At 66.1% G+C, this 25,682-nt stretch carries 30 protein-coding genes; 23 read left to right on the forward strand and 7 right to left on the reverse strand.

Annotated features, from left to right (window positions below):
- The first annotated feature begins 162 nt into the window (after nt 1-162).
- The 3 genes from APS40_RS04000 (at nt 163) to APS40_RS04010 (ending at nt 2,946) form a co-directional block, all read left to right on the forward strand.
- The gene (locus APS40_RS04000) at nt 163-1,731 is read left to right on the forward strand and encodes a globin-coupled sensor protein (RefSeq protein WP_055045835.1); all 1,569 of its coding nucleotides are present in this window, start codon (nt 163-165) and stop codon (nt 1,729-1,731) included.
- A 199-nt stretch (nt 1,732-1,930) separates the two neighbouring features.
- A complete protein-coding gene (locus APS40_RS04005; RefSeq protein WP_236884192.1) occupies nt 1,931-2,605 on the forward strand; it encodes a helix-turn-helix transcriptional regulator in 675 nt (224 codons plus the stop codon).
- 44 nt (nt 2,606-2,649) lie between these two features.
- Nucleotides 2,650-2,946, forward strand: a complete 297-nt coding sequence (locus tag APS40_RS04010; RefSeq protein ID WP_055045837.1) for a hypothetical protein — start codon at nt 2,650-2,652, stop codon at nt 2,944-2,946.
- 25 nt (nt 2,947-2,971) lie between these two features.
- On the opposite strand, the gene APS40_RS04015 is transcribed toward APS40_RS04010, so the two are convergent.
- Nucleotides 2,972-3,649, reverse strand: coding sequence for a hypothetical protein (locus APS40_RS04015; RefSeq protein WP_055045838.1), 678 nt, complete (start codon nt 3,647-3,649; stop codon nt 2,972-2,974).
- A gap of 140 nt (nt 3,650-3,789) precedes the next feature.
- Between APS40_RS04015 and APS40_RS04020 the strand changes: the two genes are divergently transcribed.
- The 4 genes from APS40_RS04020 (at nt 3,790) to APS40_RS04035 (ending at nt 8,929) form a co-directional block, all read left to right on the forward strand.
- Nucleotides 3,790-4,209 carry a DUF1236 domain-containing protein gene (locus tag APS40_RS04020; RefSeq protein WP_055045839.1) on the forward strand — a complete coding sequence of 140 codons (420 nt, stop codon included), beginning with the start codon at nt 3,790-3,792 and terminating at the stop codon, nt 4,207-4,209.
- Nucleotides 4,210-4,901: 692 nt separating this feature from the next.
- A complete protein-coding gene (locus APS40_RS04025) occupies nt 4,902-5,207 on the forward strand; it encodes a hypothetical protein (RefSeq protein ID WP_055045840.1) in 306 nt (101 codons plus the stop codon).
- Nucleotides 5,167-6,720, forward strand: coding sequence for a terminase family protein (locus APS40_RS04030; RefSeq protein WP_197279431.1), 1,554 nt, complete (start codon nt 5,167-5,169; stop codon nt 6,718-6,720). The genes APS40_RS04025 and APS40_RS04030 overlap by 41 nt, the downstream gene beginning before the upstream one ends.
- A 244-nt stretch (nt 6,721-6,964) precedes the next feature.
- Complete coding sequence (locus tag APS40_RS04035; RefSeq protein WP_055045841.1) at nt 6,965-8,929, forward strand: portal protein; 1,965 nt, start codon at nt 6,965-6,967, stop codon at nt 8,927-8,929.
- A gap of 48 nt (nt 8,930-8,977) precedes the next feature.
- Here APS40_RS04035 and APS40_RS04040 read toward each other — a convergent pair whose 3' ends face one another.
- Nucleotides 8,978-9,280 carry a GIY-YIG nuclease family protein gene (locus APS40_RS04040; protein ID WP_335338178.1) on the reverse strand — a complete coding sequence of 101 codons (303 nt, stop codon included), beginning with the start codon at nt 9,278-9,280 and terminating at the stop codon, nt 8,978-8,980.
- 278 nt (nt 9,281-9,558) lie between these two features.
- Between APS40_RS04040 and APS40_RS04045 the strand changes: the two genes are divergently transcribed.
- The 11 genes from APS40_RS04045 to APS40_RS04095 all read left to right on the forward strand — a co-directional run bounded on the left by APS40_RS04045 (nt 9,559) and on the right by APS40_RS04095 (nt 18,162).
- Complete coding sequence (locus tag APS40_RS04045; protein WP_055045843.1) at nt 9,559-10,362, forward strand: hypothetical protein; 804 nt, start codon at nt 9,559-9,561, stop codon at nt 10,360-10,362.
- Nucleotides 10,363-10,395: 33 nt separating this feature from the next.
- Nucleotides 10,396-11,031 (forward strand): phage capsid family protein, encoded by a 636-nt coding sequence (locus APS40_RS25430; RefSeq protein ID WP_055045844.1) that lies wholly within the window; start codon nt 10,396-10,398, stop codon nt 11,029-11,031.
- Nucleotides 11,004-11,597: a phage capsid family protein gene (locus APS40_RS25435; RefSeq protein WP_055045845.1), complete on the forward strand. Its 594-nt coding sequence runs from the start codon at nt 11,004-11,006 to the stop codon at nt 11,595-11,597. Before APS40_RS25430 ends, APS40_RS25435 begins: the two co-directional genes overlap by 28 nt.
- Nucleotides 11,598-11,935: 338 nt before the next feature.
- Nucleotides 11,936-12,358, forward strand: a complete 423-nt coding sequence (locus tag APS40_RS04060; protein ID WP_055045846.1) for a hypothetical protein — start codon at nt 11,936-11,938, stop codon at nt 12,356-12,358.
- 9 nt (nt 12,359-12,367) lie between these two features.
- The gene (locus APS40_RS04065; RefSeq protein WP_055045847.1) at nt 12,368-12,715 is read left to right on the forward strand and encodes a hypothetical protein; all 348 of its coding nucleotides are present in this window, start codon (nt 12,368-12,370) and stop codon (nt 12,713-12,715) included.
- Between the two features lie 355 nt (nt 12,716-13,070).
- The gene (locus APS40_RS04070; protein ID WP_055045848.1) at nt 13,071-13,409 is read left to right on the forward strand and encodes a hypothetical protein; all 339 of its coding nucleotides are present in this window, start codon (nt 13,071-13,073) and stop codon (nt 13,407-13,409) included.
- Nucleotides 13,409-14,827, forward strand: a complete 1,419-nt coding sequence (locus tag APS40_RS04075; RefSeq protein WP_055045849.1) for a hypothetical protein — start codon at nt 13,409-13,411, stop codon at nt 14,825-14,827. Before APS40_RS04070 ends, APS40_RS04075 begins: the two co-directional genes overlap by 1 nt.
- The gene (locus APS40_RS04080) at nt 14,824-15,201 is read left to right on the forward strand and encodes a hypothetical protein (RefSeq protein ID WP_055045850.1); all 378 of its coding nucleotides are present in this window, start codon (nt 14,824-14,826) and stop codon (nt 15,199-15,201) included. The genes APS40_RS04075 and APS40_RS04080 overlap by 4 nt, the downstream gene beginning before the upstream one ends.
- 9 nt (nt 15,202-15,210) lie before the next feature.
- Complete coding sequence (locus APS40_RS04085) at nt 15,211-15,930, forward strand: hypothetical protein (protein WP_055045851.1); 720 nt, start codon at nt 15,211-15,213, stop codon at nt 15,928-15,930.
- Between the two features lie 35 nt (nt 15,931-15,965).
- On the forward strand, nt 15,966-16,424 hold the full coding sequence (locus APS40_RS04090; protein WP_055045852.1) for a hypothetical protein: 459 nt from the start codon (nt 15,966-15,968) through the stop codon (nt 16,422-16,424).
- A 166-nt stretch (nt 16,425-16,590) separates the two neighbouring features.
- Nucleotides 16,591-18,162 carry a hypothetical protein gene (locus APS40_RS04095; protein WP_055045853.1) on the forward strand — a complete coding sequence of 524 codons (1,572 nt, stop codon included), beginning with the start codon at nt 16,591-16,593 and terminating at the stop codon, nt 18,160-18,162.
- 236 nt (nt 18,163-18,398) lie between these two features.
- On the opposite strand, the gene APS40_RS04100 is transcribed toward APS40_RS04095, so the two are convergent.
- From APS40_RS04100 to APS40_RS04120, 4 genes are all read right to left on the reverse strand, one after another.
- Nucleotides 18,399-18,785 carry a hypothetical protein gene (locus APS40_RS04100; protein WP_055045854.1) on the reverse strand — a complete coding sequence of 129 codons (387 nt, stop codon included), beginning with the start codon at nt 18,783-18,785 and terminating at the stop codon, nt 18,399-18,401.
- A gap of 284 nt (nt 18,786-19,069) precedes the next feature.
- Complete coding sequence (locus APS40_RS04105) at nt 19,070-19,486, reverse strand: hypothetical protein (RefSeq protein WP_055045855.1); 417 nt, start codon at nt 19,484-19,486, stop codon at nt 19,070-19,072.
- A 443-nt stretch (nt 19,487-19,929) separates the two neighbouring features.
- Nucleotides 19,930-20,571: a hypothetical protein gene (locus APS40_RS04110; protein WP_156342827.1), complete on the reverse strand. Its 642-nt coding sequence runs from the start codon at nt 20,569-20,571 to the stop codon at nt 19,930-19,932.
- Between the two features lie 386 nt (nt 20,572-20,957).
- Complete coding sequence (locus APS40_RS04120; protein WP_156342828.1) at nt 20,958-21,278, reverse strand: hypothetical protein; 321 nt, start codon at nt 21,276-21,278, stop codon at nt 20,958-20,960.
- A 142-nt stretch (nt 21,279-21,420) separates the two neighbouring features.
- Between APS40_RS04120 and APS40_RS04125 the strand changes: the two genes are divergently transcribed.
- From APS40_RS04125 to APS40_RS04145, 5 genes are read left to right on the forward strand one after another with little or no spacing between them, the layout of a single operon-like run.
- Complete coding sequence (locus tag APS40_RS04125) at nt 21,421-22,422, forward strand: hypothetical protein (RefSeq protein WP_055045859.1); 1,002 nt, start codon at nt 21,421-21,423, stop codon at nt 22,420-22,422.
- A gap of 7 nt (nt 22,423-22,429) precedes the next feature.
- Nucleotides 22,430-22,768, forward strand: a complete 339-nt coding sequence (locus APS40_RS04130) for a hypothetical protein (RefSeq protein ID WP_055045860.1) — start codon at nt 22,430-22,432, stop codon at nt 22,766-22,768.
- Nucleotides 22,765-24,222 carry a hypothetical protein gene (locus APS40_RS04135; protein ID WP_055045861.1) on the forward strand — a complete coding sequence of 486 codons (1,458 nt, stop codon included), beginning with the start codon at nt 22,765-22,767 and terminating at the stop codon, nt 24,220-24,222. The genes APS40_RS04130 and APS40_RS04135 overlap by 4 nt, the downstream gene beginning before the upstream one ends.
- Nucleotides 24,219-24,644, forward strand: a complete 426-nt coding sequence (locus APS40_RS04140) for a hypothetical protein (RefSeq protein ID WP_055045862.1) — start codon at nt 24,219-24,221, stop codon at nt 24,642-24,644. The genes APS40_RS04135 and APS40_RS04140 overlap by 4 nt, the downstream gene beginning before the upstream one ends.
- Complete coding sequence (locus APS40_RS04145; RefSeq protein ID WP_055045863.1) at nt 24,641-25,450, forward strand: hypothetical protein; 810 nt, start codon at nt 24,641-24,643, stop codon at nt 25,448-25,450. The genes APS40_RS04140 and APS40_RS04145 overlap by 4 nt, the downstream gene beginning before the upstream one ends.
- Here APS40_RS04145 and APS40_RS04150 read toward each other — a convergent pair.
- Nucleotides 25,447-25,647 carry a hypothetical protein gene (locus APS40_RS04150; RefSeq protein WP_156342829.1) on the reverse strand — a complete coding sequence of 67 codons (201 nt, stop codon included), beginning with the start codon at nt 25,645-25,647 and terminating at the stop codon, nt 25,447-25,449. The two genes, APS40_RS04145 and APS40_RS04150, sit on opposite strands and share 4 nt — an antisense overlap.
- Nucleotides 25,648-25,682: the final 35 nt, after the last annotated feature.

Genomic DNA, 25,682 nt, shown 5'->3' on the forward strand with positions numbered 1-25,682 from the left:
GCGCCAATAACGGGCCAGAACAAATCACTTCAACGCGAACTTAAGGTGATCTGCGATGGTTGAGAACTGGTTACCAATACAGTGGCGGCGCGCGCGTCGCTCGTGGGAATCTCCGTGCCACGATTGCCTGCCGGGGGCGGGCACCAGGCAATGGAGGCACATTTGTCCGGATCGACTGACCTATCCGCTACGCTGAAGACCCGACTGGATTTCATCGGCCTCGATGCCGACGCCCTGGCGCGCATCGAGACGGTGCAGCCCTATGTCGACAAGCACCTGCCGGTGGCGCTGCACGGCTTTTACGAGAAGATCGCCGGCGTGCCCGAGGTCAGCCGCTTTTTTGCCGACGACAGCCAGGTGAGACGCGCCCAGAACAGCCAGATCGACCATTGGAAGAAGATCGCCGCCGGCCGGTTCGACGAGGACTATGTGCGGGCTACCCAGCGCATCGGGCTGCGGCACGCCAAGATCGGGCTCGAGCCCCGCTGGTATATCGGTGGTTATGGGGTGATCGTCGAGCAGCTGGTCAAGGGCGTGGTGCACGACTACATGGCCGATGCACTGAAGCTGCATCCGGCCGGCCTGATGGGGCTGAAACGCACCGACGCCACCCGCGTGCTCGAGGATGCCGACCGGCTGGCCGCGGCGCTGGCCGACATTCTGAAGGCGGTGCTGATCGACATCGATCATGCGGTGAGCATCTATTTCGACAAGGTGACCGAGGAGGCCGCCGACCTCGCGCAGTCGAACGCCGACAAGGTGATGCGGGCGGTGACGGCGACCGGCAATACCCTCAAGAAGCTCAGCGCCGGCGACCTGCGCGAGCGCATCACCACCGAGTTCGATCCGGCGCTGCAGCCGCTCAAGGACGACACCAACAATGTCGCCGAGCGGCTGGCTGAAATCGTCACCCAGCTGCGCGGCACTTCTGGCGCGCTGAAGACCGCGACCGGCGAGATCCTCTCGGGCGCCAACGATCTCGCCGAACGCACCAGCAAGCAGGCCGCCGTGGTGGCGCAGACCTCATCGGCGATGGACCAGCTGGCCGAGACCGTCGCCGAGAATGCGCGGCGCGCCGATGCCGCCAACACCAAGACCCGCACTGTGGCGCAGAACGCCGAGGAAGCCGGCTCGGTGATGACGCTTGCCAACGAAGCGATGGGCCGTATCTCGTCGTCTTCGGCGAAGATCTCCAACATCATCGGGCTGATCGACGATATCGCCTTCCAGACCAACCTCCTGGCGCTCAACGCCTCGGTGGAAGCGGCACGCGCCGGCGACGCCGGCAAGGGCTTTGCCGTGGTGGCCGTCGAAGTGCGGCGGCTGGCCCAGTCGGCGGCAAATGCCTCATCGGAGGTGAAGCTGCTGATCGAGCAATCGACCAGCGAGGTGGCCGGCGGCTCGAAGCTGGTCTCCGAAGCCGGCGCCAAGCTGGAGCTGATGCTCTCGGGCATCCGCGAGAACAGCTCGCTGATCGAAGGCATTGCCCATGCCACGCAGCAGCAATCGGGCACCATCAGTGAAGTGACCACCGCGGTGCGTCAGATCGACGAGATGACGCAGCACAATGCGGCGCTGGTGGAGGAAACCAATGCGGCGATCGAGCAGACCGAGGGCCAGGCGCAGCAGCTCGACCGGATCGTCGATGTGTTCGTCGTCGCCGAGGAAGCTCCGGACCGTTCCGGCGACGGCCGGCAGCACTGGCAGCCCCGGATGGCGCGGACCGGCTGAGACGGCGGCGGGAACCCGGACAACAACGAACGAAGGGCAGTGCTCCCCGAGTATATTGCCGAACCCGCCTTGCGACGGCCCAAGCGTGATCGTAGCTTCGGCACACGAGCGCGACAGGGCAAGCATGCCGCGGTTACTTGCGGACAAACTTCAATCGAGCATCACGCGGATCCATGCGGCGGCCGATCCGGGTGCGTTGATGCGCGCCCTGTCCGAAGGCCTGGGCGCGTTCGGCATCGACGGGTTCCTCTTGGCGCTGGACTTCGGCAGCGCCGAAGAGATGCTGTCGACGCCGTTGCAGCAGCTGCCGGGCCATCTCGGGCGCCTGCGTGAACACGACCTGCTGCAGGCCGATCCGATCATCGCCCGTATCCTCGGCGGCGACACGGCCTTCAGCTTCGACACGCGCGAACTGGCCGCCGGCGACCAGCCCGATCCGCGCTGGCGCTCCCTGGTCCGCGACGCCCCGCCGCTATCGGGCAGGGTGCTGCCGCTGCCCAGCGCCGCGGGGCTGAAGAGCGTCGCCATCGTCTGCACCACGGCCGACCAGCCGCTCGACGCGCTCGCCGTCGATTGCGCCGGCATCATCGCCCGGGTGGCGCAGATGCGGGCGCAACTGCCGGCACTGTCCGGGGAGAACAGTGACGGACGGTTGCTGGCCGCCAATCTCAGCGGCGTGCAGCTCGAAGTGCTGACCTGGGCGGCCAGGGGCAAATCCAACGCCGACATCGCCATCATCACCGGCCACTCGCCCCGCACCGTCAGCTACCACATGAGCGAAATCCTGAGAAAACTCGGAGTCTCCGGCCGCGGTCAGGCCATCGCGCTGCTGGCGCGAACCGAGCGCGGCGGTCCCACGCCACCGACGAGCTGACGACAGGTCGAGTGGCGCCTATCGCGCCTGGGGAGGCAGCAACCATGTATCCAGCATATCTGGGCGGTCTGATCGTCGGCGCGACGATCGGCGCACTCATTGTCGGCGGCCTCCTCGGCTGGGCCATCCACAAAGCGGCACGGCTCGATTACCGCATCGCCGATGCAATCGGCGTTCTGCTGGTCCCGGTGGTCGCCATTTTCGGCACCGCCGTGGAGAGGCAAGGCCCGGTGGTCGCAGTAACGGTGTATGGACTCGCCGCTCTCATCGCCTATTTCCTGCTGCGACTGTTGCGGCGCTGGATGAGGTCTCCCGGCAGCCGGAAGGCGGGCGAGGAATAGCGGGCGGCGCAGCAGATGGGCGGGCTCAGCCGCCCTCACCCACCATGTGATCAGCGACGCTGTAGCTGTGGCTCGCCTGGTAGGCGTTGCGGCCGCGGTTCATGTGCGTGAGGTTGAAGCGGCGGATGGCGCGCCGCATCCACGGGGTGGCGAGCAGTTGGCGAAGCGACGCGGCGCCGCGCACCCGGATGCCGAAAATGTCGGCGCCGTTGGGAAAGAACCAGCCGATATCCTCCGCCGCCGCGACGCTCCCGGTCAGCCGGAGCTCATCGAGCTGCTCGGGCGTGACCGAGCCATCGGTGGTGAAATCGGAGAGGTGCACGATGAAGCGCCCGCGCACCCCATCGCCATCGGCATAGAGGGTGAAGAGCTCCATCCAGCTGGCATTGACCCGCACCAGCGGCTTGTCGGAGGTGGAAGGGAGGCATGAGACCGACCACCAGAACCGCTCGGTGCGGCGCGGCATCGGGATGCACTGCCTGGCATAGAGGCGCAGCAACTCGAATACCTCCGCCGCCTGCGGCCGGGCGGCGAGCTTATGATAGCGCGGCAGGTACTTGAAGCGCAGCTCGGTCGCTTCCGGCCGCTCCTCGGCGTCAGGCAGTTCGCTGTCGCCGTCCCGCCAGGCCTGCTGCTGCTCGAGGCCGAGGAACTGCCGCAGCCCTCCGGTGTCGCTGCGTCCTTTCTTCCTCGTCCCCTGCATCGTTGCTTCTCCCATCGGTTGCACCAGGGCGAGCGCGCCTGCCGCGCAACGCCACCGCTTTTTCGCGACCATCGCCGGAACCGAATGGCCGCTCGTGGGCTTCACTCTGCGGGTTTGGTCACACAAGAAGGATACCCAAAATGAAGAAATTGATCCTGACCTCATTGTCGGTTCTCATCCTCACTGCCGGCGCGGCGTCGGCCCAGAGCGACGCCGGCGCGGCAGTCGGCGGCACCGCCGGCGGCGTCAGCGGCGCAGTGGCGGGCGGGCTGATCTTTGGCCCGATCGGCGCCGTCATCGGTGGCTTCACCGGCGCCGTGCTCGGCGCGACGGTGGTTTCCGACGCCTCGGTCGAATATGCGCGGCTCCATCCCACCGAGCCCGTGGTGATCGAAGGCAATATCGATGCCGGCTATGTGGTGCCCGATACGGTCGAACTGCATGTGATCGAAGGCGATCCGGACCACGCCTATTTCTACACCAACGACCGGGTCTACTTCGTCGAACTGAAGGGCCGGACGGTGGTGTATTCGCCCGGCACCGTCGTCGCCGTGAAGTAAGGCGGCAGAAGCCAGTTGCGGTGGCGCGGGCCCTCGGGTCCGCGCCATCGGCGTTTTCGAGGGGGGCACTGTTTTTCACAGTCGCGGTCGCCCTGTGGTGAGCGCAAAGCCCGTGCTTGCACCCCCGCCGCAATCACCCTAGTTTCAACATCAGGCAGCGAGCTTCGCCGCCTTATGTGGGCCGACTGTGAGGGGACGCTTCGGCGGGTTGCCTCCGGGCCCACGGTGACGGGAAAGCCGATCGGCGGGTCCCGTTCACCGCGTGGTTTGGCTTGTCTGGACATTGCTGGGGTTGGGTGGCGCCGGTGAATCGGTTGTGCCCACCGTGTTCTCCACCTACTCGGTGTCATCCCAGCGAAAGCTGGGACCCATCTATCCACCTGCGCCGGCTGCGAGTTGGGTCCCAGCTTTCGCTGGGACGAAACCCGGTGGCTGGGGGCAATTCAGTGCCCCACCCGTCTCGATCTTTGGGCCGATCCGCCCTTTCCCTGATGCGGACGAATCCGCTGGCTGGATGCTGGCGGGTGCAACAGGGACCCAAGCTGATGTCCGGCCATCGAGAAGCTGGGATCTATCTATCCATCTGCGCCAACCGCGAGTTGGGTCCCAGCTTTCGCTGGGATGACACTCGGTGGGTGGGGCAAGCCCCAGCCCAACCGTCCGGCCTGCATGGCAGCTATCAAAGGTGTCAGATGCCTCGTGCCGGCAGCAAGCCCACAGCCGTCCCGCCGCCGAACCCGGACTCGACCTGGCCGCGCAACGCGCCGGAAGATCCGGCGCAGACGCCGCTGGATTTCCTGCTCGCCATCATGCGCAACCCCGAGATTCCGCGCAGCGAGCGGGTGGATGCGGCCAACAAGGCGGCGCCGTACCTGCATTCCAAGCACGCCACGGTCGACCATCGCTCGTCGGATGGCAGCATGCGGCCGACCATTATTTTCGAGGGGATGCCGAGCGATGCCCGCAGCGAACAGCGCGACGAAGGGAGCGACAAGTAGCGCCGCACATCCCGAGGCCCTGCGCATTGCGCTCCACCCCAAGCAGTGGGTGGCGTTCGGCTCGGCGGCGACCGAAATTCTTTATGGCGGGGCGGCGGGGGGCGGCAAGTCGCATCTGATGCGGCAGGCGGCGATCAGCTGGTGCGCCGAGATCGCCGGGCTGCAGGTCTACCTGTTTCGCCGCATCCGCGAGGACCTGAGCAAGAACCACATGGAGGGCCCGTCGGGCTTTCGGGCGCTGCTCGCCGGCTGGGTGGAATGCGGTTTCGTCACGATCGTCGAGGACGAGATCCGCTTCTGGAACGGCTCGAAGATCTATCTCTGCCACTGCAAGGACGAGAAGGACCGCTTCAAGTACCAGGGCGCCGAGATGCACGTGCTGCTGATCGACGAGCTGACCCATTTCACCGAGGTGATCTACCGGTTCCTGCGCAACCGCGTGCGGATGACCGGCATTGCGGTGCCCGATAAGTATCGCGGGCGCTTCCCGCGCATCCTCTGCGGCGCCAACCCCGGCGGGGTCGGGCACCAGTTCGTCAAGACCACCTTCATCGATGCGGCGGCGCCGCTCGAAATCCAGCGCACCAGTGCGGCCGAAGGCGGCATGCTGCGCCAGTTCATTCCGGCGCGGCTCGAGGACAACCCGACGCTCACCACCGAGGACCCGACCTATGAGGCGCGGCTCGAGGGGCTGGGCAGCGCCGCCCTGGTCAATGCCATGCGGCACGGCGACTGGGACATCATCGACGGCGCCTTCTTCGATTGCTGGCAGACGCGGCTGCATGTCGTCGAGCCCTTCGGTATTCCGGCGGACTGGGCGAAGTTCCGCTCAGGCGACTGGGGCAGCGCCCGGCCGTTCTCGTTCGGCTGGTGGGCGATCGTCGGGGATGACACCCGGCACCCGGTGAGCGGCGTGCTGCTGCCGCGCGGCGCACTGATCCGCTATCGCGAGTGGTATGGGTGCGAACCCGGCAAGCCCAACAAGGGGCTGAAGCTCACCGCCGAACAGGTGGGCAAGGGCCTCGCCCAGCGTGAGACCGAAACGGTTGGGCTGGGCGTGCTCGACCCGGCGGCCCTTGCCGAGGATGGCGGGCCCTCGATCGCGAGCCGCATTACGCTCGGCTCGGGCGACAAGCGCATCTTCTTTCGCGGCGCCGACAACAAGCGGGTGTCGCAGCGCGGAGCCATGGGCGGCTGGGACATGCTGCGCCAGCGCTTCGTCGGCACCACGCTCGACGAGGATGGCAAGCCCAACTCGGAGGGGCGGCCGATGATCTATTGCTTTTCCACCTGCCGCGACTCGATCCGCACCATCCCGATGCTGCGGCACGACCCGGCGCGGCCCGAAGATCTCGACACCGACATGGAAGACCACGCTGCCGACGACTGGCGCTATGCCGCGATGTCTCGCCCCTGGGTGCGGACCCGGCCGACGACCGAGCCGCAGCTGCGGCGGTCGGGGTACGCGGCAGTGAGCGGCGGTGCGACGCCGGGTGACTGGCAGAGTTATTGAGTGTGCCGCTGCATGGCCCCCCTTCCCCTTCTCCCTCAGGGGAGAAGGTGCCCGTAGGGCGGTTGAGGGGTGAGGCGGCGCAACGCGCGTTCGCCGAGAGACCGAACCCCTCACCCTAGTTTCGCTACGGACCTGACGGTCCTAGCTGCACTGCCCTCTCCCCTCAGGGGAGAGGGGACCCCGCCTACCGCGCGTAGGGCGAGTCGCGTGGTTCGACCCGCCCGCGACGGACTTAGGAGTTCCGATGAGCGATTTCGCCAACACCGCGGCTGCGCCAGTCGCGCCCCCTGCCCCAGCGGCCACTGTGCCTGGCCGGTCGCTAACCCGGCTGAAGCAGGATTATCTGAACTATCTCGATGGCAAGCGCGCCGAGATCGACGAGCAGCAGGAAGCGCGGCGCTATTATCATGGGGCGCACTGGACGGCCAAGCAGATCAAGACGCTGAACCAGCGCAAGCAACCCGTCGTCACCTACAATCGCCTGGCGCGCAAGATCAACGCCGTGGTCGGCCTGCTCGAGCGGCAGCGCCAGGACCCCAAGGGCTATGCCCGCACGCCGCGCCACGAGGATGGCGCGGAGGTGGCGACCGCGGTGCTGCGCTATGTGCTCGACGAGCAGCGCTGGCAGGAAAAATCGCCGATCGCCGCGCTCAACGGCGCAGTCGACGGCATTGGCGGGCTCGAGCTGACGCTGGAAGCAGGCGACCGGGGCGACACCGAAATCGGCTTCGAGGTGGTGGACCCCGCGGGGTTCTTCTACGACCCGACCTCGACCCGCGCCGATTTCACCGACGCCGCCTATATGGGGATCGGCAAATGGGCCGATGCCGGCGAGCTGCTCGCTGCCTTTCCCGACAAACAGCGCGAGATCGAAGCCTCGGTGGACCTGGGGAGCGAGCTCACCAGCAACCCGGACAGCGACGACAAATGGGTGACCGGCGACGAGCACCACCGCCGCGTGCGGGTGATCGACCACTGGTACAAGCGCGGCAACCAGTGGTGCTTCGCCATCTATACCGGCGCCGCCATCCTCGCCGAGGGCGAGAGCTACCTGCGCGACGAGAAGCGCCGCACCATTTCGAAATACGTGATGTTTTCGGCCAATGTCGACCACGACGGCGACCGTTACGGCTTCTTCCGCAACATGAAATCGGCGCAGGACGAGATCAACCAGCGCCGCTCCAAGGGACTGCACACCAGCCAGTCGCGCCGCATCGTCATCCGCGACGGCCAAGGGCTGGAGCCCGAGAAGATTCGCGCCGAGCTCGCCCGCCCCGATGGCGTGGTGGTGGTGCCGGTGGGCGCCGAGATGCCGCAATTCGACGATGCGGCGCGCGGCGCCGAGCTCAACGCCAACCTGGGCTTCCTCGAGGAGGCGAAGCAAGAGATCGAGAATTACGGCTTCAACCCCGCGCTGATCGGCTCGGGCATCCAGGATATGTCGGGCCGGGCCATCGCGCTGCAGCAGCAGGCGGGCGTTGCCGAGCTCGGCCCATACCTGCTCGGCTATCGCGGCTGGAAACAGCGGGTCTACCGGGCAATCTGGAACGCGGTACAGAGCCTGTGGACGGCGGAGCGCTGGATCCGCGTCACCGACGACGAGGGCCTGGGCAACTGGCTGGCGGTCAACCGGCTGGCCATCGACCCGGCGACCGGAGTGCCGACGATCACCAATGCGCTCGGCGCGCTCGATGTCGACATCATCCTCGACGAGGGGCCGGATACCGTGACCATGCAGGCCGACACCAACGACTCGGTGCGCCAGGCGCTGCAGGCGGTCGGCCCGCTGCTGCAGCCGGCAGTGGCCGCGGCGGCGCTGGAAGTGCTGATCGAAACCTCCTCGATGCCGGCCTCGGCCAAGAAGAAATTCCGCGACGCGACGCGGCAGCGGCCGCAGCCGCCCAACCCGCTCGAGCAACAGGCGGCGATGCTGCAGCAGCAGGCGGCCATGCTGGAGCTCGAGGGCAAGGCGCTCGACAACCGCAAGACCGAAGCCGAGACGGCAAAGCTCAGGGCGCAGGCGGTCGATATCGGCGCCGAACGCGCCGCCGAAGAGGTCGAGCAGCGCATCGATGCGGTGGAGCGGCAGGACGAGCTGTTGTCCCGTCGCGAGGAGCAGGACGCACGGCGTGCCAACCGACAGCTGGAGCTGGCCGGGCGGGCGCTGCAGTTGCGGGCGGCTGAGGTGCGGGCGCGACAGGGTGGGTAAGCGGACACCTGAGGGGCCTCCAACTCGGTGGGTGGGTTGGCCCGGTGCCTACCAGATGCCCTTGCCAAGCGAAGGAAACAGGTCATCCCAATTCGGGTTCAGGTCCCGGAACAGCTCGATCTTCCAAGCACGCTGCCACGTCTTGATCTGCTTTTCTCGCGTGATGGCTGCCTCGATCGAGTCGTGTGGCTCGAACCACACCAGCCGGGTGACATCGTACTTGCTGGTAAAGCCGGCGACGACGTGCTCGCGATGTTGCGCGACACGACCCATCAGGTCGTTGGTGACGCCGGTGTAGAGCGTCCCGTTTCGCCGCGAGGCGAGCAGGTAGACGAAGTAGGTTTTGTGCACCTGAAGCCCCCTCAGACTCGGTGTCATCCCAGCGAAAGCTGGGACCCAACTCGCCGCAGCGCAAGTGGGTAGATGGGTCCCAGCTTTCGCCGGGATGACAGCCGGTGGGTGGGAAGAATTGTGCCACTTCCCAAGGCCCGCACCGCTCCCACACCACGAATTCCGTCCGCGCCACGATACGGCGCACGGGACAGCCGGCGCCCTTATGCCGGTTTCGCAGCGCTCTCCGCGACAGTGAGGGTCACGCCAATCGGACGCGAAAGTCCGGGAGACACGAGATGAACGACGACACCAACAGCTACGGGACGAGCGAGAGCTCGCCCGGGGCCGACGACACCGCCCTGTTCAACGCCACGGTGGCGGGCGAAGCGCCCGTTGCCGAAGCCGCGGCGGAACCCGTCATCGCGCCGGCTGCCGAAGCGCGGCCCGAACCTGCCATCCCCCCTGCCCGGCTCCGCGAGGAAGCCGATGCGCGGCGGGCGGCCGAGCGGGACCGGGACGAGCTGAAGCAGCGGCTCTATCGGCTCGAGGCGCAGTTGCAGCCGCAGCAGCAGGCGGCGCGGCCACCGGAATTCTGGGACAACCCGGATGAATGGGGCCGCTCGCTGGTGACCCCGATCCACGAGCAGCTGTTCCAACAGCGGCAGGGGGTTTCCCGGCTGCTGGCGGAAGAAAAGCATGGGTCGGACACGGTACGGGCCGCCTACAACGCGCTGGGCCAGGCCATGCAGGCCGACCCGGCGGTGCAGACCGACTACCTCCGGATCATGCGTTCGAACCACCCTTATGGGGAGCTCGTCGCCTGGCACAAGAAGCGCCAGGCGTTCGATGAGATCGGCAGCGACCCCGCTGCCTATCGCAACCGCGTGCTCGACGAGGCGATGCGGGACCCCGAGGTCCAGCAGCGTTTCCTCGCCCAGCTGCGCGGCGCTGCCCAGCCCAATGTCGAAGCCCCCCGTCGTTCAGCCGTGCCGCATATCCCCTCGCTGCAAGGCATCGGCACCGCCGCCGGCCCCGCATCCGCGGCCGGCGACCCCTCCGATGCCGAGCTGTTCTCGGCAACCACCCGCCGGCGACGCTGAAGCGCGCCCGGCTGAAACCCAGGACCATCTGACATGGCTCTTTCTCCCAACCACCCCAATAATGAAGTGATCAAGTTCCGCCAGGATGTCGCCTATGACTTCCTGCGCTCGTCGCGCTTCGACCCCTATATGGGCGACGACTCCACCTCGGTGATCGTGCGCATGTCGGACCTCGAGGCCGACGGCAAGGAAATCCGCGTGCCGCTCGTCACCCAGCTCTCGGGCGATGGCGTCGGCGCCGGGACGCTGCGCGGCAACGAAGAGCAGATCGACAGCTACGGCATGCCGCTCTGGGCCGACTGGGCCCGAAACGCCGTGGCCAATAACCGGGCGCAGAACAAGGAGAGCTCGTTCTCGGTGCGCTCCACCGCCCGCAGCCTGTTGCGCGGCTGGTCCAAGCGCATCGTCCGTGACGACCTGGTCGATGCGCTGCTGTCGATCCCCACTTCGGCGATGCAGGCCGGCCGCTTCGGCAACCCCGGCAACCGCGTCAACGGCATCAAGTGGTCGGCGGCGACCGCCGGCAACAAGAATGCCTGGGTCACCGCCAACCCCGACCGCGTGGTGTTCGGCTCGGCGCTCTCCAACTACTCGACCACCTTCGCCACCGCGGTGGGCAATGTCGAGCGACCAGCGACAAGATGTCGGCGGCAGTGGGCAGCCTCTTGAAGGACCAGGCCAAGCAGACCGGGGTCGATCCCAACAACCCCGGCGTCTATAACGGCCGGCCCAAGATCAGCCCCTATATGGAGGCCGAGGGCGACCAGGAATGGTTTGTCTGCTTCGTCGGCGCCCGCGGCTTCCGCGACCTCAAGGCCGACCCGGTGATGACCGCCGCCAACCGCGACGCCCGCAACCGCGAAGGGGGCGATCCGACCAAGGCCAACCCGCTCTTTACCGGCGGGGCGCTGGTCTACGACGGGGTGATCTATGTCGAGATCCCCGAGATCACCCAGCGCCTGCTGCTGAAGGGCGCCGGCGCCGCGGGGATCGATGTCGAGCCGGTGTTCCTCTGTGGCCAGGGCGCGCTCGCCTATGCCCTCGGCCAGATGCCGCGGCCCACGACGCTGGAAGACGGCGACTACGACTTCGTCACCGGCATGGGCATCGAGGCCCAGTACGGCGTCGGCAAGATCGCCAAGGCCCCGCTGGCGGCGGGAGCCTCGGCCACCATCGGCAGCCTCGTCGACTGGGGCATGGTGACCGGGTTCGTCGCCGGGGTGGGGAACAGCTAAGCGAGGGCTTCGCCCTCGTCCGTTCCAGCAGTGCGGTGATCGCCTTCTCCCCTTGTGGGAGAAGGTGCCTGAAGGGCGGATGAGGGGTCCTCTCCGCGTACTCCAATCGCTCGTTGCTTGCGCTCCGAGCGCGCTACACTTCGTTTCGCGGACCCCTCATCCGGCGCTGCGCGCCACCTTCTCCCACAAGGGGAGAAGGCAAGTCGGTGCACAATCGCAAGCTCTGATTGCCCCCTCCACCACCCCTTGGGTGGTCCCCCTCCCCCGCCCCGCGGGGGAGGATCAACGCACCGCCGGTGCCTTCCTTCCCATTCCCCCTCACCAAAAGGAGATCGGCCGTGGCTGATCGTAATGCCTATAGCCAGCCGCAGGTTGGCAACCAGGGCTTTGCCCGGACCATGAAGTGCCTGGGCGCCGATGTGGCGCTCGCCGTCGGCGACCTCGCGCTCAACAAGACCGTGGGCCTGTTCGTCGCGCCGCGCGGGTTCGTCCTCACCGGGATCTCGGTGGTGGTGCCCGACCTCGACAGCAACGGTTCGCCCCTCCTCGCCTTCGCCATCGGCGATGCCGCGGACGATGACCGCTTCATCGCCACCGGCGCCACCACCGGCCAGGCCGGCGGCACCAATACGACGCTGGCGGCGACGGGCCTCAACTACGAGTTCACCGCCGACACCGAGATTGTCTGGAAGACGGTCGCTGCCGCGGCCACCGCGGTCGCCGGCACCATCCAGCCGCGCTTTTTCGGCTACATGAAATAGGTGCCGGCCATGGCGACGGTCACCTACCACGCCCCCCTGGGCGACAGCGAAGTGGTGAGCCTGATGGGGCTCCGCTTCTTCGATGGCGAGCCGCGCGAGCTCGACGATGCCGAGCACCCGGGCCTGCTCGCGAAACTGGCAACCAACCCGCATTTCGCGGTCGAGGGTGCGGTGCTCAGCGTGCTCGACGCGACCGATCCGCCGCCGATCGGTTTACGGGCCGTGCATCGCGGCTTCGGGCGCTACGCGATCGTCCGCGGCGACGAGGACGCCGAGATCCGCGACGGCCTCAACAAGGCCGAAGCCCACGCCTTCAACGCGCTGTCGGAAGCAGAGAAGCGGGCGTTTGTGGGTTAGGGGCGGCCGCCCCACCCACCGGCTCGCTTCCCTCCCCCGCGGCGCTACCGCGTCCGCTAGGAGGGGAGGGATTGAGGGAGGGGGTGGCGCAGTCAGCACCGAGCGTCCCTCACCACCCCCTCCCCGGTCTATACAGTGGGGAGGGGAGCAGAGTGGCGGCGCGACCCCGGCCGTTAGCTCCACCCACCGGCCGTCATCCCAGCGAAAGCTGGGACCCAATTCGCAGCCCGCGCAGATGGATAGTTGGGTCCCAGCTTTCGCTGGGATGACACCGAGCGTGGGGTGATCGCAGTGGGGTTACCTCCACCACCGCGCCCTGCCCCACCAGCCCTCCCCCCTCACCCAGGAGCTCCCAATGCCCAGGACCCGCCACGACCTCGTCAACCGCGCATTGGCCGAACTCGGCGTGGTCGGCGCCGGGCAGACGGCTGCGGCCGAGGATTTCGATGAGATCGACAAGGCTGTTGCCCCCGTGATGAGCGACCTCGCCACCCGCGACATCTGGGTGTGGGGCGACCCCGATGCCTATGACGACGATGCCTTCGACCATCTCGCGGTGCTGCTCGCCAATGCCCGGGCCCGCGCCTTCGGCCTCGCGTCCGACGAGCAGAAGCGGCTCCTCGCCGAACAGCGGCTGCGTGGCCTCAAGCCCACCATCCTTTCCGGCCGCACCCAGGAAATCGAGTATTTCTGATGCCCCCGATCAGCTGGCCTACCGGCACCGCGCCGGGGGTGAACCCTACCGAAACCGGCGGACGGCTGATCAATGCCATCGCCGAGCGCGCTCCAGCCGGCTCGCGCAGCGAGATCGTCTGGCGGCGCGTCGCCGGGCTGATCGCCCGCTTCACCACCACCCAGACCGCCATTCGCGGCGCGCTGCTGGTGGGTTCGGTGCTCTATGTCGTCTCCGGCAACCGGGTCTATTCGATCACCTCGAGCTATGTGGTGACCGAGCTCACCGGCACGGTGGGCGGCAGCGGCCCCGTCACCATGGCGCGCAACATGAAGGCGCCGGTGCCCGACGTGCTGATCGTCCATTCGGGGGGCATGTCGCAGATCAACATCTCGGGCGCCTCGGTGGCGGTGTTCAGCGATGGCGACCTGCCCTCGGTCAATTCGATCTCGTGGGTCGATGGCTATTTCATCGTCACCGCCGAGAGCGGCCTCGTCTACCAGTCGGGGCTCAACGACACGACGTTCGCCTCGGTCGACCGCACCACGGCCGAGGCCGACCCCGACGGGCTTTACCGCGCCATCGCCTCGGGCAGCGACCTGATCCTGATGGGCACGGCCTCGCTCGAGTTCTATGCCAATGCCGGCAACCCCACCGGTTTTGCATTCAACCGTTCGGTGGTGGTGCCGATCGGGCTCAAGGCCCCCTATGCGGTGGCCGGGTTCGAGCCGGGCTTTGCCGATACGGTGATCTTCGTTGCCAACGACAACACGGTGCGCAAACTCCAGGGCTATGAGCCGGCGCCGATCTCGGGGCCGGACCTCAACCGGCTGATCGAGGCGGTGAGCAACCCCGCCGAGCTCGTCGCCTGGGTCTACCAGGCGGCCGGGCACGCCTATTGGGTGCTGAGCGGGCCGGGCTGGACCTGGGTCTACGACGTCTCGACCGGCAGCTGGCACGAGCGCCAGAGCTATGGCTTCCCCGATTGGCGCTGCCGCTACGGCGTCGCCGCCTGGAGCAGGTGGTTCACCTTCGACCTCGAAAGCGGCACGGCCTTCGAGCTGAACTCGACAGCAAAGCGCGACGGGGCGCGCCCGCTGGTCTGGACGCTCCGCTCCAACCAGGCGCACCGTTTCCCCGGGCGCGCCGTGGTGCACAAGGCGAGCTTCGATTTCGAGACCGGCATCGGCCTCGACGCCGGTATCTCGCCGATCGAAACCGACCCGGTGGTGCGGATCCGCTGGTCCGACGATGGCGGTCGCAACTGGGGCAACCCCTTGACCAGGCGGCTGGGCACGCAAGGCGAAGACCTGCCCATCGACATCAACAATGCCGGCCTTACCGGCCGCAAGGGCCGGATCTGGGAGATGAGCATCTCCGACCCCATCGAGATCGCGTTCTTCGGTGGCGCCATGGATATCGAGGAGCGCGCCGCATGAGCACCTCGGACAGCCTCAGGCCGATCCCGCATCCGAGCGCCCGGCTGATCAGCGCCGACGGGACAATCGCAAAACCCTGGTACGACTGGCTGAACCAGCTGGCGGAAAAGCTCGCCGAGCTGACCCCGCTCGAAGGCGCCGCGACCTTCGATCCGCCCAGCCTCGCCGATGGCGCCGGCGCCACGACGAGCGTGACCGTCCCCGGCGCGGCGCCCGGCGACTTCGCCACGGCCGCGTTCTCGCTGCCGACGGGGGGCCTCACCGTCACCGCCTGGGTGAGCGCCCAGAACACCGTTTCCGTCCGCTTCCAGAACGAGAGCGGCGGCCCCCTCGACATCGCCAGCGGCAGGCTTGCCGCGCGCGTGCAGAAATAGGAGCCTCGTATGGCTGACTTCTTCGAAACCATCGGCGACTGGCTGGGGCTCAACAAGGGCAAGGCGACGCAGAAGGCCGCCGAGCAGAACCGCGGCGTCATCGACCAGTTGGCCAGGACCGGCCGGCCGATCATCGAGGGCATCCAGGGCGTCACCGGCGATTACCTGGATCTCGGCAAGCTCGGCGCCGACCGCTATGCCGATGCCATGGGACTCAACGGCCCCGACGGCTACGCCCGGGCCGAAGCAGCGTTCCGCGCCGGGCCGGGCTATCAGTTCGCCCTCGACCAGGGGCTCGACGCGGTGGCCCGCAAGGGCTCGGCCCTGGGCCGGCTCGACAGCGGCAATACCGATCTCGACCTGATGCGCTACGCCACCGGCTATGCCGACCAGGCCTGGGGCAACTGGATGAACGGGCTCTCGGGCTACAACAACATGTACGGCGCCGGCGTCGGCAACGACGTCGCCGCCCGCGGCCTCGGCCTCGATTTCGAGAGCGGCCTCGCCTCCAGCTACATGGGCGCCAACAACCAGGTGGCAGCCGGCAAGGAAGCCGGCCAGGGCGCCATGCTCGATGCGCTGGGCTCGATCGTCGGTATCGCCGGCCAGGCGTTCGGCGGCGGTGCCTTCGGCGGCTATGGCGGCTTCGGTGGCGGGCAGACGCCGCTCAACTATGGCGCCCCGCAATATACCGGCCAGCTGCGCCCCGGCTACCAGGCCGGCGTCTGATCGGCTGTCCGCAATTCTCCAAGGAGGCCTGAGACATGGCACTTACCTATCCCGAATATGCGGCCTTGCAGCCGTCGCAGACCAGGCTCACCGACCTGCTCGATCTGTGGAACCAGGGCGTCGCGCAGGGCAAAGCCGATCGCTACGAGCGCGAAGCGCCGCAGCAGTTCGCGAATGCGGCAGCCCCGCTGTCGGAGTTCGGGCTGACGATGCCGCCCGATCAGCTGCGGGCGCTGTTCGCCAACCCGCAGACGCGCCCGTTCGCGATACAGATGGTGCAGGAGGCGACGCAGCGTCGAGCCGATGCCTATGCCTCGTCGGGCCAACGCGAGGAAACGGCGCGGACGCCGCGGCCCGAAGCGCCGACAAATCCACTGGTGTGGCGCGGGGGCGGCATTCGCTACCTCCGAGGCGGCGATTACCGCTTCATCGGCGGTGACGCCGACGCCGGCGACCCCGCAAATTGGAGAGACTCTGATGGCCGGCCCCTGTGAGAACTATGCGGCGCGCGCCGACAGAGGCTGCCGCCGCCAAGCTTCCCAAGCAGCTGCAACGAGGGTGCCACGGACACATAACGTTCGCTCCCGGTCAGGCCCCGCTGATTCACGCGCCTCCGTCGGCCCCTCCCCCAAAACAACCAATAGCTAACAAGGTGCAATAATGGTTGGTGTCCCGTTCAACCCTCGGCAGCCGACAGGGCTGGTCGATACCTCGCACGCCGCGGCCAACGCCGCCCAAGATCCGTTGCTCAGCCTTTACTTGGCCAACAATGGTTTCGAACCCGCCGGCGCCAAGCCGGACTTCACCGAGAACCTGGCTCGTGCTGCCGGGCAAGGTTTGACGTTCGGGTGGGGTGACGAACTGCTTTCCTTTGGCCAGGCGGGCCTCGACCAGTTGCTGCATGGCGATGATGGCAAGGACTTCTGGCAACGCTACGACTCCAATGTCGCTCGCGAGCGCCGCAACCTCGAAGCCTTTCGTCAGGAAAACCCCATTGCGGCCTATGGTGCCGAGATCCTGGGGTCGCTCCCGACGGCTTTTTTTACAGGGGGAGCAGGCACAGCCACCGGCTTGGGCCGGATCGGCACAAACCTCCTGGTCAACGGGATACAGGGCGCGGTCTACGGCGCCGGCTCGGCCACGGGCGACACGCTTGCCGACCGTGGCTGGGGTGCCCTGATTGGCGCGGGAACCAGCGCCGGGACCGGCGTTTTGCTCGACGGTGCTACCGGAGTAGTCGGCCAGCTCTCCAGATCCCGAGCTGCAACGAAGGCGGATGCCGCCGCGCCAAAGAGCGATGGCCTTGGTGCGATGTCGAAGCAGGACCTCGGCGCGGCGAAGAGCGCCGGCGTGCAAATCAAACCGATCGCCACCACCCTTCTCCGGCAGGATCTCGATCGGTTGCTCGCCGACGAGGGGATGCTGGTGGATGGAGAACTGGTGGGTATCTATGACAAGGTGCGCGACGCAATGGGGCACCTGGACCAACTCTCCGACAAGCCAATGACCTTCAAAGCATTCGACTTGCTTGAGCGTAGTTTCCGGGAGGCAGCGAGGAGTCCGAACGACGAAGAAGCGAAGCTCGGGAAGGCCCTGTTGCAACAGCTGGATCAGTTCCCGGAAAGCCTGCCACAGAACGCCTTCAGCGGCTCCGGCGACGGCATCGAAGCGGCGACCAGATGGCGGTCGAGCATCAACCTGCGAGACCGGCAGAAGCGGACCAAGATGGTCGAAGAGATGATCGACAGCGCCAAAAGGTCGGGTTCGTTCGCCAAGACGCTGCACGAGAAGGTGGTGAGCCTCTTGGACGACAAAACTGCCCGCGGCTTGTTCAGTGATACGGAGATCAAACAGATGGAGCGCTTCGCGCAAGACAGGGGCGCTCTCGGTGGGCTGATGCAGACTCTGTCAGGTGATGGCGTGTGGGGAGCGGTTGCTGGGGCTGTCCCGGGTGCTTTGACGACGATGATCGATCCGTACGCAGGGCTCGGCGCGGCATTCCTTGGAGCGGCCGCAGGGGCGCCAACAGTGCGCACGGTTCTCAACAGAGGTGCATCCCCCTTCGGCAAGGAACTGCGCGCCAGCGTTGCATCGGGCAACCCGCCTACTCCGACTAACCCGTTGGACCTACGCTGGCTCGCACCGGGCCTCGGCAACACCGAGCACGTGCGCGAGCCTCTCCATATCATCGTCCGGGGCGGCACGAACAGCCAGACGCCGCCTCCCGCATGAGTGGAGCGCGTCTTGGGACACTTCAGCGGTGACCTGGTGACTGTGACGGGCGGCGCGGCCACGCAGCAGCCGCCACGGGCCCGCCCGTCGAGCGGAGCACAAAATTGCGCTAACCGCGGTTCCTTCGCTGCCGCGACAAACAACCCGTGAGAACCGGGCTGCCTTCACCGGCCAACCCCGTTCGCACAGAGGCAATTGAGGGACTTCGGCAACAAGGGCCCGACCCATGACTCGGATCAAACCACCGTTAGTAGTCGGACGAAGCAATAAATCGCCAGCAGCAACCCAACAGAACTTCCCAACAAGCTCTTTGCGTTCTGGTGAAATTCAAACGACTCACGAAACGTTCTCATCTCAAGGCGTTCACTTTCAGTAATGAGATCCAGCGCTGTCTTTATCTCAACAACCGCACCCGCCGTCTGAAACGCCAGGCGGTTGTGCCCCATCTGAAGGTAAAGAAACGTTCCGGCAATCGCGACGTAGAGTATGCCGCCGATGGACACGATCATTACATCAGTGCGATCTGTAACTCGCCCAAGGACGTACCAAAAAGCCAGTGGGATAGGCAGGCCGGTTGCCAGGGCCCACAGGTACGAGAAGACCAAACCCAGCGTCCGCCTCATGCAACGATCTCCCATGTATGTTCGGGAACATAATGGCGCTGACACAAGCTGGGAAGGTCGCGCGAACCGCAGTTCCCGTCGTTGTAGCGGCAAAACCAGGATCGCCCCGATCTCGGACTGTCGGCCTGGCTGTCGCGCAACGGCCACGATGATCTTGCTGCTCAGCTTGCGGCCGGCAAATTGACCCCGCGCGCAGCATATGAGGCGTCACGGCAGCGGTCACCCGCGAGTTGGCCCTTTTGACGGGGCCTGCCATCCGGCAAAAGGGCCGCGCACCCAATGGGTTACCCCCCAAAAAGAGAAAAAAGCGGCGCGAAACGCATAAAACACAGCACGAATATGATCAGCGACGTTAGCTGCAGTATCCCGACCCTATACTGACGCTGAGAGACTTTTTCATTAAAGAATTCTTTCAGCTTTCTGTCCTCATTACTGATGTCAAGACTTTTGTTACCATCTCTGACCGCAAAAAAGGCCGACTCTGTAACAATCTTCACTACAGTGAGCGTTTGATACTGCAGTAGGTACATCAAACTCGAAAGCACACCGTACATCATTCCGGCTACGGTAACAATCAGTATCTCGGTACGGTCTGTGGCACGCCCCAGTACATACATAACGAGGTAGATGCCAAACAATCTGGATCCGAAGAGCCAGATGTACGAGACAACCAATCGTTCCCTTTGCGAAAACGAAAACATGCAACCCTCTCCTGGTAGTGTTGGGCCAACATAGAGATGGCGGGGTCGGCAGTGAAGAGGCCGCCGTGCCGGTGCCACTTCGGGCATCTACATCAAGACTTTGGCGGATGAAGAGGCCCAACACCCAAAGCAGGAACACGGCCACCGACGCCACAGCCTGAGCCACCAGAGACACGACTAGGCGTAAGGTGCGCCGACCCCGACAACTATGAGAGCGCCAGCGATCACGCCGACCCCCACACTCATGGCAAGCGGATCGGTGACCCCAAGCCACTCGAATACGGCATACATCCACTCCTGGACCTTCACGAGTGTGAGTTCCCCCATTTGCACCAATACGCCACGCTAGGGGGCTAACTCCTTGTTGCGGCAATGCCCGCACGCAATCAAACCGGGAGCTCGCGCTGTCCGGACCACCGGGAGCGTACGACCGGGGCAAGGCTTCATCCTCTTACGTTGCGGAGCCACGTTGCGAGGGAGACGCCCAGGCCGCCGCCGACAAGGGCGCCGGCGATCACTCGCCCCTCCGATGAGAAGACGTCCCGGAACGCATACAGGGTTACCCCGAGGGCGAGCACCACGAGCAACCCCAGGAAGCCGAAGAGTGGTCGGTTCGGGATATACAGCAACGGCCGCCGCATGGCCCATTGCGCCATGACCACCTGGTTTCCGACGAAAAAGCCCAGCATTGCTGAGACCTGCGCAAGCCCGTCCTGATCCTCAAAATCCCCGCGGTAGACAAAGGTCGCCACCAAAGCCAGCGCCGCGGCGGCGGCAAAAATGTACGAGATGTGCGGCCCCTCGGATTGGCGCATCATGTCCATTAATGGGTCAGATGACTTGTAGCGGTCGGGCCTCGTGTCAACGTCCTCGTCACGCGCCACAGGAGGCGGCCTCCAGAGCTTTCTTGCGACCCAAACGACGGTCCAAGGAGCCACGCCAAATAGCAGCACCAGCAGTGGGTTCAGCTTGACCTGGGAGGCGGTTGTCGACGCGAACACCCCTACCAGGACCGCGATCACATACGCGCTTTCCCAGAACATGGTCTCGCCGCGCGTCAGCACGGAACGCTTTCGCTCAGACATTCATCCCCCTTGGAAACACCTGGGCGCTGGCACGCGCTTCTTGATACCATCACCACCGGCGCGGCCCTTTCCCGCCGAGGGACCGCTCGAACAAGCGGTCGCCAAGCCAGTTCTTCACGCTCCCCGCAGCCCATCCCCAGAAGAAGGACATGGCAGCAGCTGACACCGGGGACTGAAGCAGTGTGTTGTCGGATTTCGGCATGTGGAGGAACGGGCCGAGAAACACCAGCACCCCCACTACGCCGCCTGCAACGGCCCCCCATGGCAGCGGGTTTGTTCGCTTCGTCCCCGGCTTCGGTCGCTGATCGGGATCTGTCATCGTTTCCTCCCTCTATTGCTGGACCCGACATAAACCGGGCTCGGACACACCCGCATCACCATCACGTTCAGCTCGTGGTCTGGCCTTCGCTGAGCTTGCCGCAGGGCAGATACATGAGCCACACGGCGATCTCCTTGAGCCAGCCGCCGCGCCGGACTTTCGCCTCCGCCCAGCTGTCGACGCCCAGACACCAGTCAAGATGCGCCCCCGACATGCCGAAGCGCTCCGACGCGACCTGGTACAGCGCCGCAACGACTTCCGCGCAATCCTGCGGCGGCGCGCAATAACCTTCGTCGACCGGAAGCTTCTGCATCGAGGCGTGGCCCATTCCGACTGTCCAGGTAAACAAGCCGTAGCCGCCCCCAAGCACGATCGCCAGCAACAGCACAATTGCCGGTCCGCGCGACCACCAAGAAGCCGTCTTGACACTCCCTATATCAGTCACAGCGCCCTCCCCCAGAGCTGAGTCCCCGCAGTATTGAATGCACGGGCAGTTGTGGCGCGTCCATCCCTCCCCCGGAGACTTCCCCATGGCAGCCATCTGGCCCGGCTCGCGCGTGCCCAATTTCGGCATCGGCGACCAACTGTATTTCTACGACACCGCCACCTCGACGCCGCAGGTGGTTTATGCCGATGGCGCGCTGAGCGTGGCGCATGATCAGCCGATCCTTGCCGATGCGCGCGGCATGTTCCCGGTGATCTACCTGAGCCCGGCGCCGGGCAGCTACCGGCAGAAGCTCACCGACGCCAATGGCGTCCTGATCTTCGACGACGACGATATCGACGTGCCGCAATCGGCCGATTACGAGCCGCCCGACCCGGGCGTCACCGACCCGACGCTGCTGGTCACCACCGGCATGCGCATCGGCTACTATGGCACGGCGGCGCCGGCCGGCTGGGTGCGCTGCAACGGCCGGACGCTGGGCTCGCCCACCTCGGGCGCCACCGAGCGCGCCAATGCCGATTGCCAGGCGCTGTTCCTCCACCTGTGGACCGCCGACGCCACGCTCGGCGTCAGCGGCGGGCGCGGTGCGTCGGCGGCTGGCGATTGGGCCGCCAACAAGACCATCGCCCTGCCCGACTATCGCGACCGCATCGCCATCGGCCTGGGCGGCATGGGCAACGCCGATATCAACCTGATCCCCGATGCGACGGTCGACGGCGGTGAAACCAACAACACCCTCGGCGCGACCGTCGGCTCTGCCGCCCAAACGCTCACCGCCGCGCAAATTCCTGCCCACAAGCACGATGCCGGCTCACTGCTGATGCCCAACCACGGCCACCCGGCCAAGATTTCGGCCCGCAACGACAATGGGCCAGTCCAGACCAACTACGGCGGCATGGGCCTCATCGGCATCGGCACCAACTCCTACCCCGCCTATTCCGGCACGATATCGGACACGGCTGGTCAGCAGATCGGCGGCTCCGGCACCGCAGCGATTGGCGGCGCCACAGCAGATAGCACGGGGGGCGGCGCCTCGCACCCCAACGTCCAGCCCTCGTTGTTCGAACTCGTGATCATCAAGCTCTGAGGCGGCGATGTACGAACTGCAGTTCTTTGCCACCGACGATGCCGACTGGGCGCAGCGGGTGGACCTGATCGACGATGCGACCAACCAGCCGCTCGACACGGCCGGCGTGCTGTTCGAGCTCGAGGTCGGCGAGCATGGCGCGCGCCGGCTGTTCGCCACCTCGGCCGATGGCAGCATCGCCATCCCCGAAGCCGGCACCATTCAGTGGCGCTTCAGCACCGCCCAGTTGGGCGCGCTCGATATCCGCAACACCTACAAGGTCGGCTGCCGGATGACCAACGGCACCGGCACCACGCAGCTGTTCACCGGCACGCTGGCTTTCGTCGGAGGCGGGTTCGGCAGATGAGCGACACCATCACCCCGCGGCTCAGAATCAAGGCGCAGCCCGAGATCGCGGTGCGCGCCAAGGCGGTGCCGCCGCCAAAAGTGCGGCTGCGCGTACTGCCGACGCTGCTGCCGATGCAGATCGAGCTCGGGAACACCGGCGCCATGGTGCAGTGGCGCTATCTCAACGGGGTCTGGCAGGACCTGATCGCCATCGACGATATCGACACCACCGTATCGGTCGGAACGGTGACCACCCTGCCGCCCGGGGCGCCGGCGAGCGTGGTGAACGTCGGGACGGCCAAGGACATGGTGCTGAATTTCGGCATTCCGGCCGGCGTGCAGGGCATCGAGGGTCCGGCCGCGACGGTGGCCGTCGGCGCCACCACCACCGTCAATGCCGGTATTCCCGCCGCAGTGGTGAATGTCGGCACGCCCAACGACGCGGTGTTCGATTTCGCCATCCCGCAGGGGCCGGCCGCAACCGTGTCCGTGGGCACCGTGACGACGCTGGCGCCGGGCGCAGCCGCGACCGTGGTCAACGCCGGCACCTCGGGCGCCGCGGTGCTGAACTTCGGCATCCCGCGCGGCGCGCCGGGCATCCTGACTTCGGTGGTGGCCGGAGCCAACGTCGCCGTCGACACCACCGACCCGGCCAACCCGATCGTCACCGCCGCCGGCAATGTAAGCGGTCCGGCCAGCGCGGTGGACAATCGCGTTGCGGTGTTCGACGGGGCCACGGGCAAGCTGCTCAAGGACAGCGGCGTCATCCTCGGCAACTCGGCTTCACGGAACGTCGGAACGGCCGCCGGCACGGTCGCGGCCGGCGACGACAGCCGCATTGCCGGCGCCATCCAGTCGAGCATCCTCTCCACGCAGGGCGACATCCTCGTCAGGAGCGCCAGCGCCCCGGCGAGGCTTGGCAAGGGCGCGCAGTACCAGGTGCTGCAGGCCGGAGCCACGGACCCGATCTATGGCGCGCTCAACCTCGCCCAGGCAGCGGCGGTGACTGGCATCCTGCCCGCGGCGAACCACCCCGATGCCACGACGGCCGCCAAGGGCATCTCCGAATTCGCCACAGCCGCCGAATACCGCACCGGCACCGACACGGTGCGCGCCCTGGTGGTCGACCAGGTGTGGGCAGCCGCCGGGCTCGCGGTGCTGACCGATGGCGCCAACATCGCAGTGGACTTAGCCGCCGGGTTCAATTTCGGCGGCAGCTCGAACGCCGTTCTTGGCCTCGGCGGCGACCGCAGCCTGTCGGCGCCCACCAACCTTAAGAACGGCCAGACCGGCGTCCTATGGTTCGGCGCGGTGACCTCGACCCGTATCCTCACGCTCAACGCCGCCTGGCTATTGCTCGATGGCGTCGAGGCCGGCCCCTATTCCATCACCACGGCGCAGGAACTCGGCATCGCCTACGTCATCCGGGCGAGCCGAACCTATGTCACCGCCATCATGAGGAGAGCAGCGTGACCATCGTCCACCAGACCGACGGCGCATGGGCGCCGATCCACGGGGTGCAGACCCTCACGCGCATGATCGCAACCTGCACGGTGACCTATCACGATGGCCGGCAGATGGAGGTTGCGTGCGAACCCTACCCGGTGGCCGAGACGCTCGACATTGGCAAGGTCGAACAGCTGATTGCCGACGGCCTTTGGGGCGATGATGACCTCGCGCCATACGGTTTGCGAACCGCCCGCGCGGAGGAGGTTCCCGAGGGCCAGCAGCGCATCGGCTCCCCCTCGTATGTGGAGCGGGATGGCGAGATCCTCGAGCGGTGGGAGACCGAAGAGATCCCGTCCCCACCAGCCGACCCCACCGCAGCGGAAAGACTCGCGGCGCTTGGGCTGAGCGTGGACGACCTGAAGCAGCTTCTGGGAGCCGCGGAATGATCGACCTCACGCCGCCTCCGCTGATCCTGCCCCTCCACTATGAGACGAAGCGCCCCGCGATCATCAGGGTGGAGCCGAATCCGCAGCGGCACTTTCCGCGGTTGCAACCGGCTGAGCGGGCCAAGGCGATGTTGCCGGGGATGGTGCCAATAGTTGCGGGAAGGGTCGCGCTGAGCCTCCTGTTTAATGCAGGCTACTCGTCCAGCGCGGACGCCTCATCCTACAGTTTTCCCACCTCCGGTATTCCCTTCGGCGACAAGCTGGTCATCGCGACCGCCCACTGGAATTCGACACAGCCCCTCCGAACAGTGACTTCCCGCACCATTGGGGGGCTGGCAGCTACCTCAGCGATCGGGGGAGGCCTTGCGTTCTCGGGACAAGCTGGCTCGTCCATTGGCCTTGATATCTTCTACTGCCGATTGTCAGACGCCAACCCGACCATTGCATGGTCGCTAGACGCTGCCGGCAGCGTTCGGGCCTACACCGGCGTCTGGTATCTGACGGGGAGCCTGCTCAGTACGGTGCCCTATGACAGCGACAAAACCGCGTCGGCCGGCACCTCAATAAGCCGCCAGATCGACATTGCTGCTGGAGGCGTCGGCGTGATGGCGCTTACCATCGACAACGCCGTGGCACCCACCATATCCGGCCTGGACACGACGGATTGGAACCTCACCCACGCTGAAGGCGGTACGCGCATGGCGGGCGGTCGATACGCCTCCGCAGCGGGGCAGATAAATCGGTCAATTTCCGCAACGTACGCCTCCGGCGCGGGGGAGGCTATGGCCGTGGCGTCGTGGCGCTAGTATTCTAGGGACTGAGCTATGATCTCGGCCTTCATTGCTACCTCGGGGCTATCCCCCCGTTCATAGAACTCGCGCATCCGCTTTGTCTGCGACATCACCTCGCTGACATCAGGTCGGAATCCCCAATCCTTTACGAACAGGTTGACGATGGCCTCTCGCCATTCGTCCCACCCCAGCGGTTGCTCGGAAACCTTCATCTCCGCAGTCCTCGTTATGCCAGCTGGTTTCATTC

This window comes from Devosia sp. A16, from assembly GCF_001402915.1.
In the GTDB taxonomy this organism is placed as follows: Bacteria; Pseudomonadota; Alphaproteobacteria; order Rhizobiales; family Devosiaceae; genus Devosia_A.

Excerpts from the sequence above, each read along its gene's own strand:
- APS40_RS04100 (WP_055045854.1), bottom strand. The coding sequence starts at position 18,785 with ATGAGGCGGACGCTGGGTTTGGTCTTCTCGTACCTGTGGGCCCTGGCA.
- APS40_RS04130 (WP_055045860.1), top strand. The coding sequence starts at position 22,430 with ATGTACGAACTGCAGTTCTTTGCCACCGACGATGCCGACTGGGCGCAG.
- APS40_RS04150 (WP_156342829.1), bottom strand. The coding sequence starts at position 25,647 with ATGAAGGTTTCCGAGCAACCGCTGGGGTGGGACGAATGGCGAGAGGCC.
- APS40_RS04135 (WP_055045861.1), top strand. The coding sequence starts at position 22,765 with ATGAGCGACACCATCACCCCGCGGCTCAGAATCAAGGCGCAGCCCGAG.
- APS40_RS04075 (WP_055045849.1), top strand. The coding sequence starts at position 13,409 with ATGCCCCCGATCAGCTGGCCTACCGGCACCGCGCCGGGGGTGAACCCT.
- APS40_RS04110 (WP_156342827.1), bottom strand. The coding sequence starts at position 20,571 with ATGTCTGAGCGAAAGCGTTCCGTGCTGACGCGCGGCGAGACCATGTTC.
- APS40_RS04015 (WP_055045838.1), bottom strand. The coding sequence starts at position 3,649 with ATGCAGGGGACGAGGAAGAAAGGACGCAGCGACACCGGAGGGCTGCGG.
- APS40_RS04045 (WP_055045843.1), top strand. The coding sequence starts at position 9,559 with ATGAACGACGACACCAACAGCTACGGGACGAGCGAGAGCTCGCCCGGG.
- APS40_RS04105 (WP_055045855.1), bottom strand. The coding sequence starts at position 19,486 with ATGTTTTCGTTTTCGCAAAGGGAACGATTGGTTGTCTCGTACATCTGG.
- APS40_RS25435 (WP_055045845.1), top strand. The coding sequence starts at position 11,004 with ATGTCGGCGGCAGTGGGCAGCCTCTTGAAGGACCAGGCCAAGCAGACC.
- APS40_RS04090 (WP_055045852.1), top strand. The coding sequence starts at position 15,966 with ATGGCACTTACCTATCCCGAATATGCGGCCTTGCAGCCGTCGCAGACC.
- APS40_RS04125 (WP_055045859.1), top strand. The coding sequence starts at position 21,421 with ATGGCAGCCATCTGGCCCGGCTCGCGCGTGCCCAATTTCGGCATCGGC.
- APS40_RS04035 (WP_055045841.1), top strand. The coding sequence starts at position 6,965 with ATGAGCGATTTCGCCAACACCGCGGCTGCGCCAGTCGCGCCCCCTGCC.
- APS40_RS04025 (WP_055045840.1), top strand. The coding sequence starts at position 4,902 with ATGCCTCGTGCCGGCAGCAAGCCCACAGCCGTCCCGCCGCCGAACCCG.
- APS40_RS04065 (WP_055045847.1), top strand. The coding sequence starts at position 12,368 with ATGGCGACGGTCACCTACCACGCCCCCCTGGGCGACAGCGAAGTGGTG.
- APS40_RS25430 (WP_055045844.1), top strand. The coding sequence starts at position 10,396 with ATGGCTCTTTCTCCCAACCACCCCAATAATGAAGTGATCAAGTTCCGC.
- APS40_RS04070 (WP_055045848.1), top strand. The coding sequence starts at position 13,071 with ATGCCCAGGACCCGCCACGACCTCGTCAACCGCGCATTGGCCGAACTC.
- APS40_RS04145 (WP_055045863.1), top strand. The coding sequence starts at position 24,641 with ATGATCGACCTCACGCCGCCTCCGCTGATCCTGCCCCTCCACTATGAG.
- APS40_RS04005 (WP_236884192.1), top strand. The coding sequence starts at position 1,931 with ATGCGCGCCCTGTCCGAAGGCCTGGGCGCGTTCGGCATCGACGGGTTC.
- APS40_RS04095 (WP_055045853.1), top strand. The coding sequence starts at position 16,591 with ATGGTTGGTGTCCCGTTCAACCCTCGGCAGCCGACAGGGCTGGTCGAT.
- APS40_RS04010 (WP_055045837.1), top strand. The coding sequence starts at position 2,650 with ATGTATCCAGCATATCTGGGCGGTCTGATCGTCGGCGCGACGATCGGC.
- APS40_RS04080 (WP_055045850.1), top strand. The coding sequence starts at position 14,824 with ATGAGCACCTCGGACAGCCTCAGGCCGATCCCGCATCCGAGCGCCCGG.
- APS40_RS04085 (WP_055045851.1), top strand. The coding sequence starts at position 15,211 with ATGGCTGACTTCTTCGAAACCATCGGCGACTGGCTGGGGCTCAACAAG.
- APS40_RS04030 (WP_197279431.1), top strand. The coding sequence starts at position 5,167 with ATGCCCGCAGCGAACAGCGCGACGAAGGGAGCGACAAGTAGCGCCGCA.
- APS40_RS04020 (WP_055045839.1), top strand. The coding sequence starts at position 3,790 with ATGAAGAAATTGATCCTGACCTCATTGTCGGTTCTCATCCTCACTGCC.